Source organism: Streptomyces sp. NPDC002232 (assembly GCF_042890295.1).
GTDB lineage: Bacteria > Actinomycetota > Actinomycetes > Streptomycetales > Streptomycetaceae > Streptomyces.
On record NZ_JBIARV010000004.1, the window covers coordinates 550,750 to 565,243 of the forward strand.

Annotated in this window: 10 protein-coding genes and 3 pseudogenes; 9 read left to right on the plus strand and 4 right to left on the minus strand. The window is 71.5% G+C overall.

Features of this window, described 5'->3' with window-relative positions; translation table 11 throughout:
* Positions 1-831 precede the first annotated feature (831 nt).
* From ACFYXU_RS20375 to ACFYXU_RS20400, 6 genes are all read left to right on the plus strand, one after another.
* Positions 832-1,464, plus strand: coding sequence for a TetR/AcrR family transcriptional regulator (locus ACFYXU_RS20375; protein WP_389459067.1), 633 nt, complete (start codon positions 832-834; stop codon positions 1,462-1,464).
* Positions 1,461-1,928, plus strand: coding sequence for a Dabb family protein (locus ACFYXU_RS20380; RefSeq protein ID WP_376513609.1), 468 nt, complete (start codon positions 1,461-1,463; stop codon positions 1,926-1,928). Before ACFYXU_RS20375 ends, ACFYXU_RS20380 begins: the two co-directional genes overlap by 4 nt.
* Before the next feature lie 736 nt (positions 1,929-2,664).
* A complete protein-coding gene (locus ACFYXU_RS20385; protein WP_389459069.1) occupies positions 2,665-3,939 on the plus strand; it encodes an MFS transporter in 1,275 nt (424 codons plus the stop codon).
* Positions 3,936-5,765 (plus strand): prolyl oligopeptidase family serine peptidase, encoded by a 1,830-nt coding sequence (locus tag ACFYXU_RS20390; protein WP_389459072.1) that lies wholly within the window; start codon positions 3,936-3,938, stop codon positions 5,763-5,765. The genes ACFYXU_RS20385 and ACFYXU_RS20390 overlap by 4 nt, the downstream gene beginning before the upstream one ends.
* 367 nt (positions 5,766-6,132) lie before the next feature.
* Positions 6,133-8,034, plus strand: coding sequence for a RiPP maturation radical SAM C-methyltransferase (locus tag ACFYXU_RS20395; RefSeq protein ID WP_389459074.1), 1,902 nt, complete (start codon positions 6,133-6,135; stop codon positions 8,032-8,034).
* Between the two features lie 32 nt (positions 8,035-8,066).
* The gene (locus tag ACFYXU_RS20400) at positions 8,067-8,726 is read left to right on the plus strand and encodes a DUF5825 family protein (RefSeq protein ID WP_389459076.1); all 660 of its coding nucleotides are present in this window, start codon (positions 8,067-8,069) and stop codon (positions 8,724-8,726) included.
* 277 nt (positions 8,727-9,003) lie between these two features.
* On the opposite strand, the gene ACFYXU_RS20405 is transcribed toward ACFYXU_RS20400, so the two are convergent.
* The 4 genes and pseudogenes from ACFYXU_RS20405 to ACFYXU_RS20420 form a co-directional block, all read right to left on the minus strand.
* On the minus strand, positions 9,004-9,300 hold the full coding sequence (locus ACFYXU_RS20405) for a hypothetical protein (protein ID WP_389459078.1): 297 nt from the start codon (positions 9,298-9,300) through the stop codon (positions 9,004-9,006).
* A 17-nt stretch (positions 9,301-9,317) separates the two neighbouring features.
* Positions 9,318-11,033, minus strand: a complete 1,716-nt coding sequence (locus ACFYXU_RS20410) for a PP2C family protein-serine/threonine phosphatase (RefSeq protein ID WP_389459080.1) — start codon at positions 11,031-11,033, stop codon at positions 9,318-9,320.
* Between the two features lie 80 nt (positions 11,034-11,113).
* A pseudogene (locus tag ACFYXU_RS20415) lies at positions 11,114-11,420 on the minus strand (plasmid stabilization protein); the annotation flags it as partial.
* A gap of 294 nt (positions 11,421-11,714) precedes the next feature.
* Positions 11,715-11,952, minus strand: a pseudogene (locus ACFYXU_RS20420) (IS5/IS1182 family transposase); the annotation flags it as partial.
* Between the two features lie 59 nt (positions 11,953-12,011).
* Between ACFYXU_RS20420 and ACFYXU_RS20425 the strand changes: the two are divergent.
* The 3 genes and pseudogenes from ACFYXU_RS20425 (at position 12,012) to ACFYXU_RS20435 (ending at position 14,416) form a co-directional block, all read left to right on the plus strand.
* Positions 12,012-12,215: a hypothetical protein gene (locus ACFYXU_RS20425; RefSeq protein ID WP_389459082.1), complete on the plus strand. Its 204-nt coding sequence runs from the start codon at positions 12,012-12,014 to the stop codon at positions 12,213-12,215.
* A 186-nt stretch (positions 12,216-12,401) separates the two neighbouring features.
* Positions 12,402-12,554, plus strand: a pseudogene (locus tag ACFYXU_RS20430) (IS5/IS1182 family transposase); the annotation flags it as partial.
* 710 nt (positions 12,555-13,264) lie between these two features.
* Positions 13,265-14,416, plus strand: coding sequence for a tachylectin-related carbohydrate-binding protein (locus ACFYXU_RS20435; protein WP_389459084.1), 1,152 nt, complete (start codon positions 13,265-13,267; stop codon positions 14,414-14,416).
* Positions 14,417-14,494 lie beyond the last annotated feature (78 nt).

A 14,494-nucleotide genomic window follows, 5' to 3' on the forward strand; every position in this document is an offset into this window, starting at 1 on the left:
ACAGAGCGCAGGTCACCGCCGCAGAGGGATGACGGGTGTCGTGACGGCGGGCATGATGGTCGCCATGTTCAACACACGAAAGGCTCATGCCTCGTAGGCGCCCTTTGCAGGTCCGGCGTGATCTGCCACGACCCCTGCGGCCATGGGAACGCAGAGCCACGGTGCCTGGCTTGTCGTCCCGTGCACTGGCGGAGATCGCTCGCTTCGAGCGGCGGCGCTTGTGGATCGGCGCTACCCACGAAGCTCTGGAGCAGTGGCAGAAGATCTGTCGACGCTCTGGACGTGGCGTGATGTACACGAGGGCGACGACGCAGTACGACAACTGGTACCACCACGAAACAGGCGAGGACACGGGTCCGGAGCGGTGCCGCGGTGTCCTGGAAACGCTCCTGCACGCCCTTTCTCCGAGAGCGGCACGGGACCTGCGGGCGCTCATCGAACCACTCGATGAGCGGTTCCTGAGGCGAACCGTGAATGATCCGTTTGCGCCGCCGGATGCGCCATGGTGGATGAGCCGAGTCAAACGCCCGTGATCCTTTTCGAGGCAGTCCACGCTCTGTGGTGCCGGACCTCGTGGGCTGCCGCGCGGAGTCCCCCAGGGATGAGGGCGTAGCAGATGCGACGGCGGCCGGGGCCCCGGCCGAGCCATGAACTCTCCTTGTCGGGGCTCAGCGAGGACCGGCCGCGCGAGGCGCCGTACGCGCGCAGCGACTCCTCCAGGCGGTCGCGGTGCTCCTCCACCAACGCCCGCAGGCACTCGATGCTTGACAGGCAGGGGATGAAGTCAAACACTAACTACGTTAGATGTCCTAACAGCGTTAGGGGTTGCGGGTGGGGAAGCGGGACGAGGTACGCCGCCGGACGTACGCCGAAATCCTGGAGACGGCGGACCGCTTGGCTGAGCGGGAGGGATGGGGAGCCGTGACGATCCGGCGCATCGCCACGGAGATCGGCTACAGCGCGCCGGTGATCTACCAGCACTTCCCGAGCAAGGAGGCGGTTCTGCACACGCTGCTCGTGCGGGGAAACGGCGAGCTGGCGCACCGCATGCGGGCCGCGGTGGCCCGCGGACCGGCTTCCCGCACCCCGCACCTCGCGGCGGCCGCCTACCTGGAGTTCGCCCGGTCGCGCCCCAGCCTGTACCAGCTGATCTCGGGCGCACCCGGCACGGGCATCGACGCCTCCACTCGCCGCGCCGCGGCCGCCGACGTCATCACCTTCACCAGGCAGCTGATCGGCGAGTGGGCGGCCGCAACCGCCTGCGAGCCTCCCTGCGCGGAGGACGCCTGCGACCTGCTGTGGGCCACGCTGCACGGCCTGGCAGGCATCGGAACGATCGAGGACATCGGCTTCGACCGCGCCTCGCACCTGGCCGACCAGGCGGTGACGGCGCTCCTTGCCCACTGGTCGGCCCGACCCGCGAATGCCGAAGCGCACTCACACACCGTCAGGGGAGAGACATGATCTACCACCACAACCGTTTCACCTTCAAGGAGACGGCCACTGCCTCACAGCGAGAGGAGGCCCTCGCGAGTCTCCGCGAGCAGGGCGAGGCGATCGACGCGGTCACGCAGTACGTCGTGGGCCGAGACGTGGGCGGTGAGTTCGAGTACGGCGCCGTCTTCGTCATCGAGGATCTCGACGGGTACTGGGAGTACCTCATGGCGCCCTCGCATGCCCGGACGGACCGGATCGGTCTTCCGCTGCTGGAGTCCTTCGTCTCCTACGACACCACGGACACGGACGACCCCGCCATCGCCGAGAAGATCGCAGACCTTCACGCGCGACGTTACGCGGGCGACCCCGACCTCACGAAACTGGTCGCCGACCTCCCCTCCTACACCGGCAGCAGTGCCCCGGTCCCCAGCCGCTCGACGGCCTCGCGCGAGCGTTCCCGTACGCCGGAGGACGGCCGAAGCGACGGCTGAAGAAGCGGCGCGATCGGCCGAGTTCATGGGCGGCCGCCGGGACGTACGTTCCAGCGGGGGGCGGGGTCCGGTGCCGCCGGACACCGGTACGTGACGGTAGTCGCGGGCGGTGGTGGAGGCCGCCGATCCCGGGCGGCACGGGCCCGATGGGCGCGGGGGTCGGGCTGACGGGCTGACGGAAGCCCTGCCGCTGCCGCGGCCGAGGGTGACCACCGCGGCGATCGGGCCACCCCGTGACGGCAGGGGCTGCTGGTCTGCCTCGGCGGAGAGCCCGTATCCCCGATGCCCACCAGCCGACCGGGGTCCCGCCGCGCAAACGGAAGGGGACTCCGTTACTCCGTGAGGCGCGGGCGCCCCCGCCCGCGGTGGACGCCGCGGGCGGGTACGGGCTCCGCGTGGCGGCGGCCAGGGCCATCCGGCCAGGCACGATCACCCGCCGGAGCAGCGGCCAGTGCACGCCGGGACGTGCCGGCGGGCGACGGCAGCGCGGCCCGCGCTCACGCCCTCGCGCCCGTTCCGGAATTTCCGGCCGGGCGATGCGGCACGGCAGCACCAAAGCACCTGTCACCGGGCATTTCCGGGTCCTTTCTTGATCGAAAACTCCATTCCAGGGACGGTATTGTGCCACGACAATCCCTTCGCTACGATCGCAACCCTCACCGGCCGTAAGTCCGCTCATTGCAGGGGGCGATGTGGGTGCGTCAGCGTCAGAATTACTCCCCGAGCGGGATTCTTGATGGGCGAGGTCGAGGGGAAATCCGCGTCTTCCGTCCCTGAATTAGCAGAAGACGAGCGATTATCGAAAGGCTCGCCTTCTTCTCCTTTCCGAAGACGGGATTTCTCGCTCTTCTGGGCGGCGGGCGCCATCGACGGTCTCGGGACCTGTGCGTCGTCGCTGTTCCTTCCGCTGATCCTCCTGGGCGCCGGATACTCGTCCGGGCTCGCCGGCCTCGTCGCCTCGGTGGCCCTGGTCAGCGGGCTCGTCGTCTCGCCGATCGCGGGCGTGTTCGCCGACCGGTTGCCGCGCAAGCCGATGATGTACACGGCGGCCCTGGTCGCCGCGGGCGCCACGGGCACGGTGTTCGTGACGGTGGCACTCGGCCATGTCGTCCTCGTCCTCGTCCTCGTCGCGGCCGTCGTCGAGCAGGCGGCGAGCGCCACCTACGGGGCGGCCGCCTCCGGGACGATCCGGCGGCTCGTGCCTCCCGAGGAGTACCCCCGGGCGATCGGGTACCTCCAGGCGCGGGACCAGGCGGTGCAGATCGTCGGGCCGACGCTGGGCGGTGTGCTCTACCAGATGGCGCGGTGGGTGCCGCTGCTCGCGGACGCGGTGTCGTTCCTGCTGGTGGCCGTGCTGAGCCGGGCGATCCGCGCGGACCTGACGCCCGAACGGGAGGGGCCCGCGGCGTCCTTCACCCGTGAGCTCGCCGAGGGCCTGCGCTTCGTGTGGGCGGAGCCGTTCCTGCGCTTCGTGGTCGTGTGGACGGCCGGGATCAATGCCCTGCTGGGAGCGCTGTACTTCCACGCGGTCTTCGCCTCGCACGCCGAGGGCGCGAGTCCTTCCTCGATCGGCCTCATCCTCACCCTCGCGGGCGTCGGCGGGCTGCTGGGCGCGCTCGCCGCGCCGTGGCTGGTGCGGCGGGTGCCGGCCACCCGGATCGTCACGGGCGCCTCGTGGGCCATGGTGCCGACGGCGGCCGGGCTCGCCTTCGCCTCCCAGACCTGGGCCTACGGGCTGCTGCTGAGCGGGGTGTCGCTGATCGTGCCGTCGGTGGCGATCGTGCTCCAGACCCGGGCGGTGCTGGTGACCCCCGACCGTCTGCTGGCCCGGATGGGCACGGTGCTGGGCACGGCAGGACAGGGCGTCGCCGTGCTCGCCCCGGTGCTGGCCGGGGTGCTGGTGGCCGCGTACGGGGGCCGCTCGGTCGCGCTGGGCTGCGCCGGCGCGTTCGCAGGGCTGGCGCTGTACGCGACGGCCAGGTCCGCACTCGTCGTCCGGGAGGCGCCGTGACACCGCCCGCGCCGGGAACGGCGACCCGCACCTACGGCGTCTACCGCCCGGTGCTGCCGGTGACCAGCCCTCGCAACCCGGACCGGATGGTGTACACGGGGGATGCCGACGGCCGGTGCGAGATCTTCACCTGGGACCGGTCCAGCGGCAGCGGACGGCAGTTGACGGACCGTCCGCACGGCACGCTGCTGTGCGACATCGACGGCGACGAGGCCGTGTGGTGGTTCGACGAGGACCGCGGCGGCAGCGGCGCCTGGCGCACCCAGGACTTCGACGGCGGCCCGGACCGTACGGCGCTGGCCGGGGTGCCGGCCGGGCGGCCCGCCGGGCTGGCGCTGACGGAACGCGGCACGGTGGCCGTCGGGATCCGCGGCGCCGAGGGATTCAGCGTGCACCTGGGGCGGCGCGGCGGCAGGGGCACCTCCGTCCTGCGCACGACGGACTCCGCCACCCTGTGCGATCTGGCGCCGGACGGCGGACTGCTGGCGGTGTCCGGGCCCGCGCACTCCGCACGGGCCGTGACGCTGCTGACCCCGGACGGTGCCACCGCCGCGGTGCTCTCCGGCACCGCGGAACGCACCTGGGCGCTCGGGTTCGCGCCCGCTGCCGCGTCGGCTTCCGGCCTCGGCGGTACGTCAGGCCGCACGCTGCTGCTGGTCATGCGCGAACGGGCCGGCCGCTACCACCTGGGAGTCTGGACCCCGGGCGGCGGACTGGAGCTGCTGCCCTGGTGCTCCTTCGACACCGAGACGACCGCCCGCTGGTACCCCGGCCCGGGGAGTGCGCGGGTCCTGCTGCGACAGGACCGGCACGGCCGCAGCAGGCTGTTCACCGCCGACTTGGACCGCGGCGAGCTGACCCGGGTGCCCACCCCCGAGGGCAGCATCCTGGCCGCGTCGCCCGCCGCCGGCGGCGACGTGCACCTCATCTGGACCGACGCGGTGAACGTGCCCCGCGCGCTGTCCCTGTCGGGTGCGTCGCTGCCGGGGCAGAGCGAGTGGCGCCTTCCCCGGTTCGGCCACCGCCGGGACCTGTGGACCCCGGGACCCGACGGGCCCGTGCACACCTTCGTCACCGTGCCCTCGGACCGCCCCGCGCCGCACCCGCTGGTGCTGCTCGTGCACGGCGGCCCGGCCGACCACGACCGCGACGCCTACGACCCGATGGTGCAGGCCCTCGTCGGCTCGGGGTACGCCGTGGCCCGCGTCAACTACCGGGGCTCGACCGGCTACGGGCCGCGCTGGCGCTCCGCCTGGTCCGAGGGCGTCGGCCACACGCAGGTCGCCGACCTGGTGCGGGCCCGCGCCGACCTGCTGGACCGGGGCATCGGCCGAGCCGGCGCCGTGGGCCTGTGCGGCACCTCCTGGGGCGGCTATCTGACGCTGCTGGCCATGGGCACCCACCCCGACCTGTGGGACGTCGGGGTGGCCGTCAAGCCGCTCGCCGACTGCGCCACCGCCTTCCGGCACTCCACGCCCGCCCTCCAGGCGCTGGACACCTCGCTGTTCGGCGGCACTCCGGACGAGGTGCCCGACGCCTACGCGCACGCCTCCCCGTCCTCGTACGCCGCCGCGATCCGTTCCCCGCTGCTGGTCGTCGCCGCGCGGCGGGACGCCAAGTGCCCGCCGGAGCAGATCGAGGCGTACCTGGCCGTGCTGCGCGCGGGCGGTGTCCCCCACGAGGTGATGTGGCTGGACTCGGGCCACGACGGCTACGACGGAGCCGAGCACCTGGCCGTCATACGACGGTCCCTCCAGTTTCTCGGCGGCGGGCTGCCTTCCGCGCCCGATCAGGCCGAGCCGCCCCCGCCCCCGGAGAGGAGGTGAACATCATGCAGAAGGACATCATCCACGGAGACCCGCTCGACGGTGACGAGGAGAGCCGCAAGCCCGGCGTCGGCGTCGTCGTCTACCTCCGCTCCGCGGAGGAGATGGAGGACGAGGACAAGTAGCGGCCGGGGACACTCGTCCGGATCAGGGCACGCGAGCCCGCCAGGATCCGCACGCGAGGCCCCAGGGGCCGGTCCGCGTCCGTACGCGGCCGGCCCCCGTCCGGACGGAAGCCCGGCCGGAATCCCGACCGGCGTCCGGTCACGGAGGTCGTCGGGCGCCCAGCCCGGCGCCCGACGACCTCCCTGCCGATGCCCGACCGATACGTCATTCCGTGCACTGATCACATGAGAAGAGGCGAGCCGTGCGCGTACTCCTGGTGAACATGCCCTGGGCCCCGATCGATCTCCCGTCGCTGGCTCTCGGAATTCTCAAGCGCAGTGTCGACGAGCGCGTGCCGAACGCCACGGCGGACGTTCTGCACGCGAATATCGAATACGTGGACTGGATCACCAAGAACACGGAATTCACTTTGGAGGACTACTCCTACTACGCGCTCGGCTCCTATTTCCTGGGATGCGGCGACTGGGTCTTCTCCTCCGCGCTCTACGACGATCCCGAATGGCGTGTACCCGAGTTCACCGCGGCGATGGCCAACCGGGTGCGCGGGGCCCGCATGGAGATGACGCAGGCACTGCACGTCACCGCGCCCGACTTCGTCCGGCACATCGCGGAACGCATCGTGGAACTCGCCCCGGACGTCGTCGGGTTCACCTCGACGTTCCAGCAGAACACCGCGGCCCTGGCGGCCGCCAAGTACGTCAAGCGGCTCGCCCCGCACATCGTGACGGCCATGGGCGGCGCCAACTGCGACGGCAAGCAGGGCGAGGCCGTCCACCGCAACTTCCCCTTCGTCGACCATGTGCTGCGCGGCGAGGGCGAGGTGTCGTTCCCCGCGCTGGTCAGAGCCCTGGACGCCGGTGAGCCGCTGTCGGAGATCCCCGGGCTGTGCTGGCGCGACACGGACGGCACCTCCGTGGTGAACGCCATGAACACCAAGCCGCTGCCGCCCGCCGCCATCCTGCCGCCGGACTACGCCGGGTACTTCGAACGGCTCGCCTCCTCCCACGCCCGGAACTGGGTCGAGCCGAAGCTGGTCGTCGAGGGCGCGCGGGGCTGCTGGTGGGGCGAGAAGCACCACTGCACCTTCTGCGGGCTGAACGGCTCGTTCATGGAGTTCCGCAGCAAGAGCCCCGACGTGTTCTACGACGAGATCATGGAACTGGCGCGCAGGCACCGGGTCCTGGACATGTACGTCGTGGACAACATCCTGGACATGGGGTACGTGAAGTCGGTGCTGCCCCGCATCATCGACAGCGGGTACGACCTGCGGATGCACATCGAGATCAAGTCCAACATGCGGCGGGGACAGCTCCAGACCCTGGCGGACGCGGGGCTGATCTTCGTCCAGCCGGGCATCGAGAGTCTCAACAGCCGGGTGCTGACCCTGATGGACAAGGGTGTGACCGGCGGCCAGAACGTGCGGATGCTCCGCGACGCGGCCACCGTCGGCCTCTCGGTCGCTTGGAACTACCTGCACGGCTTCCCGGGCGAGGACGCCGAGGACTACGACGACGTGGTGGACCAGCTCGCCGCGCTGGAGCATCTGAACCCGCCCGTGGGCCCCTCCTCCCGGATCGCGATCGAGCGGTTCAGCCCGTACTTCAACGACCCCGGCCTCGGCTTCTCCGAGCTGCGCCCCGCCGAGCCGTACCGGCTCACCTACGACCTCCCCGACGCCGAGATGTTCGACCTCGCGTACGTCTTCGACGTACCGCCCCGGGGAATCGGCGAGGACGTCGTCGCCCGGCTCGACGAGGGCATCGGGCACTGGAGGCGGAACTACGCCGGCAGCCGCCTCACCCACTTCGACCTGGAGGACCTCATCGTCCTGGTCAGCAGGCGACGGGCCTTCGACTGGACGCACCTGGAACTGACCGACCCGGGCGAACTGGCCCTGTTCCGGCTGCTCGACCAGCCGCACACGGTGAAGGCGGCCGCGCGCAAGCTGGAGGCGGACCACCACTTCGGCGAGGCCGCCCTGCTGGGGGTCCTCAAGCGGTGGCGGGAGCTCGGCATCGTGTTCGAGGACAGCGGGCAGTTCGTGCAGATCGCGCCGCCTGCCCTGAACGAGGAGTTCCTGCGGATCGACTTCATGCGGCACACCGCCGCCCGCGAGGCGGAACTCGCCCCGACGACCGTCTGACGACCGCGCGACCGCCCGACCGAGGGACGACGATGACTCCTGTTCTCACCGGCACCGCCCCCTTCACCGTGACCGCCTCACGGGACTACGACCCCGAGGTGGGCACGCTGCCCGCCATGTCCCTGGGCCGCTTCGAGATCGACATGTCCGGCGGCGAGGCCGCCCGACGGCTCTTCGCCGCCGGGGCCCGGCACGTCACCCTGCCCCGCCCCGTGGACCTGACGGACACCGCCGACGCGGCCTGGACGGTCAGGGCGCTGAGCTTCGTGGGCGACCTCTCCAGCCTGGCCGTCTCGGTCGACTGGCAGATCCACACCGGCTCCGACCCGGACGCCTGGCGCCACTTCGGGCACCTCCACCCCCCGACCGCCGTCCTCGGCACCACGGACCCGGTGGCGACGGCGCTCGCCTGGCGCACCACGTACTACATCTGCAAGTGCGTCTACCGTTACGGCCCCGGGTTCATCCAGGTCCGCGACCGGCGCTACGGCGAGCTGCGCCGCTTCACCATCGACGAACCGGAGTACCACGAGGCCGTCGCGGCCCTCACCGACGGCGCGACCGTCGACGCGATCGGGCGCCCGATCCTGGACGACCTCATGGCGGAGACCCTCGTCCTGCGCTTCGGCGACCACCTGTGGTGGGCGCCGTACCGGGTGCGCCGCTGGTCGGAGGCACCGCTCGTGATCTGAGCCGGTGACCGCCGAGGCCCCGCGGAGAGTCGTCCCGCGGGGCCTCGGGCATCGACACGGGATGTCCGCTCCACCCTCGAACTCATCGCCCCGGGCATTCAGCACCGCACGGAGAAGACCAAGGACGGCTCCCGAACTGCCTACGTGCCGCACGCCGGCGGCTCCTGGTCCCGCGCCACAGGCGCCGGGCGCACGCGAGCTGCCCACCGTCCACCAGGGCGGCCCCCGCAGCCTGTGGGACGAGCTGGACCGCATCCGGACCTGGCTCGCTCACCGCTCATCGCGGGGCAGGCCACTCCTCGATGTTCCCCCGCGCGTCGCCGATGGCGACGCGCAGGGCGTGCATGCCCCGCAGGACATCGACCATGGCCTCCTCCGCCCCGCCCAGAGTCTTCCGGGCGCCCGGCACGTCGCCATGCTCGGCGTGCAGCTGCGCGGCGGGCGCAAAGGACGCCGCGATCACAGCGGCGAACGACGCGTCCCGCCCCGGACTCTCCTCGTCCTCGTCCGGCTCCGGCACCTGCATCGCCGTCCGCTCCAGCCGCTTCGCCAGGCGCGCTCCGCAGCTTCGCACGGGGCCCGTACCCCCCTTCAGTCCACCCTGATGGCCAGGACGCACGCGTCGTCCTCGTGGCCGGCGAACTCGGGGTCGGCCAGCAACGAGTCGATCAGCCCCTGCGGATCCCGTGGGGCCGCGGCCACCGCCCAGGCCAACCGTTCGATCCCCTGCGTCACGTCCTCGCCCCGGCGCTCCACCATGCCGTCCGTGTAGAGCACCAGCAGATCGCCCGGGCGCAGCCGCGTCGACGCGGTCTCGTACGCGTACCCCGGCAGGGCGCCCAGGAGGGGACCGCGTCGGTCGGTCGTCAGCGGCTCGATGCCTCCTTCACGGAGCAGCAGGGGCGCCGGATGACCGGCGTCGGCCCAGTGCAGGACCTTCTCCTCGTCGAGATGGCCGACGACGACCGTCGCCGTCTGGCCGGCCGGATCACTGCACACCAGCTCGTTCAGCCAGGTCGTGATCTCGCCCGCGGACGCCCCCGTCTGCGCGAGCCCCGCCATCGCGTGCCGCTGCTGCGCCATCCGGGCCACGGCGTCCAGACCGTGGCCCGACGCGTCGCCGATGGCGACCAGGACCCGCCCGCCCGGCAACAGCCGGCACTTGTACCAGTCACCGCCCACCGCGGCGTCGGGTTCGGCCGGCCGGTAGGAGGCCGCGACCGTCAGCCCGACGGCGGCCAGAGCCTCGGAGTGGGTGGGCAGGAGCGCCTCGCGCAGCGCGTCCGCGACCCTCCGCTCGGCCTCCGACTGCCGGCGCAGCCGATCGGACTCCCGCTCCGTCTCCGCGAGCCGCCGCCTGCTGCGGATCTGCGGTGTCAGGTCGCGGGCCACCAGGTTGACCGCCCACGTCCTGCCGTCCGTCCCGGTGACCGGACGCCCCAGCAGGTCGAGCGTACGGACCTCGCCGAGCACCAGGAACCGGATCCGGGTCCAGGCGGGCTCCTCGCCCGCCAGGACCGAACTCAGGAACTCCGCGAGCGCCGGCAGGTCGTCGGGCAGCAGCGCGTCGCACAACTGCTCCAGCGCCCAGGGCATGCGCACGTCGGCGTGGAAGATGCGACTCAGCCCCTCCGACCACGTGACCTTCCCGGACAGCAAGTCCCAGTGCCCCCATCCCATCGAGGCCAGGAACTGCGCGTCGATGGTGAGCAGCTCCGCCCGGGTCTGCACGGGCTGCCACGTCGCCAGCACCTGTACTCCGCAGCGCGCCGCCGAGTACAGCAGGGGCGCCCGGTGGATCCGGCCCAGCCGCTGCTCCGTGTAGTCCACGACCAGCCCGTCGAGCGGCTTTCCGGTGTCCACGACGTTCACGAGTGCCGCCAGCAGCCCCGAGGACGCCGCGCCGGGACGCGCCTCCAGGAACCGCTGCCCGACCTGCTGGTCCGGCGCCTCCAGCCAGTCCGCCGACCGGACGCGGTTGCCGGCCACGATGCGGAAGTCCAGCACGGCCCCCGTATCGTCCTGGATCGGCTCGAGGAGCATGGCCGACGCCGGAACGGCGGCCAGGACCGAGCAGAATCCGCTGCCGCCCGGCTCGTGCACCCCACACAGACACGGGACCGCCCCACCCGTCTCCGGCGAGGCCGGAAGAACGGAGAGGGACTGCACCGGCGAGGCGAGCTTGTTCGCCGCCGACACACCGCGCGGACGCTCCGCGTGCCGGCGCACCGCCGTACGCAGAGCGGTGATCTCTCGGCCGATCATGTCCTTGAGCGCGTCGACGCTGTCGGGCAGGGGGAAGGTCATCGCTCGCCTCCACGAACTTCACGACACGCCCAGAGGATCGGCGCCCGCCGGGCGCCGCCCAGGGCCGTGGCAGGCCAGTGGCCCAGTGACTGCCTGAGCTCGGACTCGTTCACCGAGGAACGCCCGTGGATCCCCCGGCGCTCCGCCTCCTCGTCCAGCTCACCTGGGGCCCCTCGCACCGCCCGACGAGCGCTGCCCACCCCGCTTCGGCGACGACGTGCCCCGGGCGGAGGTCCCACTCGCGGTCCTCGACCCACCGGAACGCGCCCGCTCCTTGCTGACCGTACGCACGGCGATCCCCTCGGCACGCTTCGGGCCCTCCTCGCGGTCCTCCGCGCGCTCCTCGATGTGCTGCCGTTCCCGCACGGGGCTCGATCCGCGAGGCATGACGACTCCTTCCGATTGCCGCGCCCTGGCACTCGACGCGTACGCGGGCGCGCACACCGCCGCCTCCCGACCTGCCGCTGCCCCCAGGAGGGGACGCCGACCACTCGACCCTGACACCAGGTCCGCCGAGGGGCGAGGCGAGCGGCCATTCGGCGGTGAGGAGAGCCCGGCGGCGTAGGTGGTCGGCCGTCGGCGGCGCTGGACCCGGGAGCTCCGCGTCCCCGAATGGCCTGGTGGCACGGGGCAGCCGCAGCCCTGAACGTCCTGACAAAGACGTGGGACGTGTCGGTGGGTGATGAGACAGGTGGCGAGGCGGAGGAACGCCTCGTGGATGTCGTCGCGTCGTTCCCAGCGGACGCCGACGCGGACGCGGAGGCGTCGGAGCCGTGCAGCCAGGCGATCGTGCGCTCGACGACCCAGTGGTGGACGCCGAGTCCGTAGCCGTGCGGGAGGCCACGGCGGGCTATCACCGGTTTGACGCCCTGAGGCCAGGCCCGGCGAAGTATGTGTCGTGGTCGTACCCCCGGTCGGCAAGCAGATCGTGCTGCCCCTCGACGAGAATCGGCCGACCTGGCCCGCCCGCACACCTCCGTGCGACTCCTCCCGGAGTACACCATCGCCATGGACGGCTCGACGGGCCAGCCCATCACCTCAACGTGCGACCCCAAGAAACTGAGCAACTACTTCGCCGACCGCGTCACCCCGCACCACCTGACTCGGGTCTACATCCGGCGCGAGGTCCTCCACCGGTACACCGCCCAGCCCCCCGCTACCGGATCGAAGCCGGCCGGGTGAGCTGCCTCAGCCTGTGGGGGAGTCCATCGGCACCAACCTGCACGACTTGTCGAGGTGTACCTCGGTGAACTCGGGCGGGATTTTCCTGCAGAAGAATGCGACCACGGCTCAGCTTCAACGTCCCTGCTGGCGGAGGCCGCGACGAGGACGGATTCATCCGCGACATCCTCGGCCAGTGGACCGACGGAGTCCCACAAGCAGGGCCGGGCCCGCGTCGAGCACGTCTTCGCCCGTATCAAGACCCGGAAGATCCTCAGCGACTGCCACCTCGAAGACGACGGCGTCCACCACGCCATGCTCGGCATCGCCCGGATGTACGACCTCACCCTCGCCGGCTAGATCAACGCGCCGCGCGGCGGCCCATCGTGTCCGAGGAGACTCGAAGATCATTACGGGACAACCCTTAGGCGTTGTCCCGGTCGTAGCCGACGATCTCGACCACCATCGACCGGGAGGCCGAGGGCTGAGTCGGAGTGGTGGAACCGGGCGCGCCCTGGGGCTCCCCCGGCCGATGCCACAGCCAAGCAGGAAGATCACCCGGGCTCCGGAGGCACAGACCGGATCGGTTCCCGTCATGAAGAAAGATTTGCTGCTTCAAGCGCGTCTGATCGCGTCGTCCCTGTGCGCGGTGTGGGTGACACGGTCTGGGTCGCGCCGGCCTGAGGTGTCAGCAGGGGGCGGCCGCCGAGCAAGCCGACGAGTACATCGAGAGGAACCGCAGTGGTGTGTCGCGCGGTCGTCGTGGCCCCGACAGGACGGCAGTTCACGGCCGGCCTCGACAGGGCTTCAGTACAACCTTTCGCGACGTCAGGAAGTCGAACAGGTGTACAGCATCGGATGGCTTGGAGGGCTTTGTGGCACGAATACGTACGGCCGTGGCCGCGGCGGTGTTGGTCTCGGCCCTGGCGCCGCTGACGTTCGGGGGTGCGGCGGCCGTCGCCGCACCTGTGCCGACGGCGGCCGCCGGGACCTCGGCGGAGGCGGGATCGGTCGGGACGGTCGTCCAGGAGGGCGGCCGGCTGACGGTGCCGGCCGGTGAGGAAGGGGCGGTGACGCTGCGCTTCACGGCCACGCTGCCGGCGGGGACACGGGGGCCCGTGACTGCGGTGCTCCGCATGCCCGGCAGGCTGGCGGCGAGTGCGGGCGGTTCGCCGGTGAGCGAGGACGTGATCCGTTCGACCTGCACGGTCAACGGCGTGGCGTATGGGGCGTGCCCGTGGCACATGCCCTACGTGCGCGCGGGCGAGGAGGTGGATCCGCCGTCACTCGATCTCCCGACGGTGCCGGCCGCGGGAACCCTGGCCTATGCCGTGACCATGGACGCGGACCGGACCGCGGTGGCGCTGGGCCGCCCCGACGCCCGGGTCGAGCTGAAGGACAGCGAGGGCACGGTGGTGGCCGAGGGGACGGTCCGCCTCGATTTCGTCCTCGCGACACCTCCTGCGAGTCAGCGTGGTGCGCTGCACGCCCGGGACAAGCAGGGAGTGCTGTGGCGATACGAGGGCACCGGTGACGTGACCCGGCCGTTCGCAACGCGCAAGCGGGTGGGCGGCGGCTGGAATGGATACACCGTCGTCACCCCGTTGTTCAGTGCCACCGCCGGAGGGACCGGCAGTCTCGTGGCCCGTGACCGGGCCGGAGTGCTGTGGTACTACGAGGGCACCGGAAAACCCGCCGCCCCGTTCGCTCCCCGTGAACGCGTCGGCGGCGGCTGGAACATCTACACCGCCCTCGTCGGCACGGGCGACGGGAGCCTGGTCGCCCGTGACAGGGACGGCGTGTTGTGGACCTACGAGAAGACCTACGACAGCTACAGCCGGTTCAAGCCACGCGCGCGTGTGGGTGGCGGCTGGAACACATACAACGCGCTCGTCAAGTCGGGCGGGTGGGATGGGGTTCTGAGCCGCGACAAGGACGGCGTGCTGTGGAAGTACAACCCCCAGGGCTGCATCCCCTGCGCGCCGTTCGAGCCGAGGCAGCGTATCGGCGGCGGCTGGAACATCTACACCGTCCTCGCCGGTACGGCGGAACTCGGACGGGACGAATTTCCCGACCTGGTCGCCCGCGACGCCGCCGGCAAGCTCTGGCTCTACCAGGGCGTGCACGTCTACCAGCCCGGCTCCTTGTGGGGCCGTACCGTTCCCGGCTCCAAGCGCAGCCTCATCGGCGGCGGCTGGAACGTCTACGATCTGATGTTCTGAGCCTGCCAGGGACTACTGCCGGGCCCCGGTATCGGCGGGCGGGGCCACGCTTGAGGCTGTGGCCCGTGCCCTGCCGCG

Coding starts and splice junctions, on each gene's coding strand:
- ACFYXU_RS20380 (WP_376513609.1), top strand. CDS start 1,461: ATGATCTACCACCACAACCGTTTCACCTTCAAGGAGACGGCCACTGCC.
- ACFYXU_RS20385 (WP_389459069.1), top strand. CDS start 2,665: ATGGGCGAGGTCGAGGGGAAATCCGCGTCTTCCGTCCCTGAATTAGCA.
- ACFYXU_RS20400 (WP_389459076.1), top strand. CDS start 8,067: ATGACTCCTGTTCTCACCGGCACCGCCCCCTTCACCGTGACCGCCTCA.
- ACFYXU_RS20410 (WP_389459080.1), bottom strand. CDS start 11,033: ATGACCTTCCCCCTGCCCGACAGCGTCGACGCGCTCAAGGACATGATC.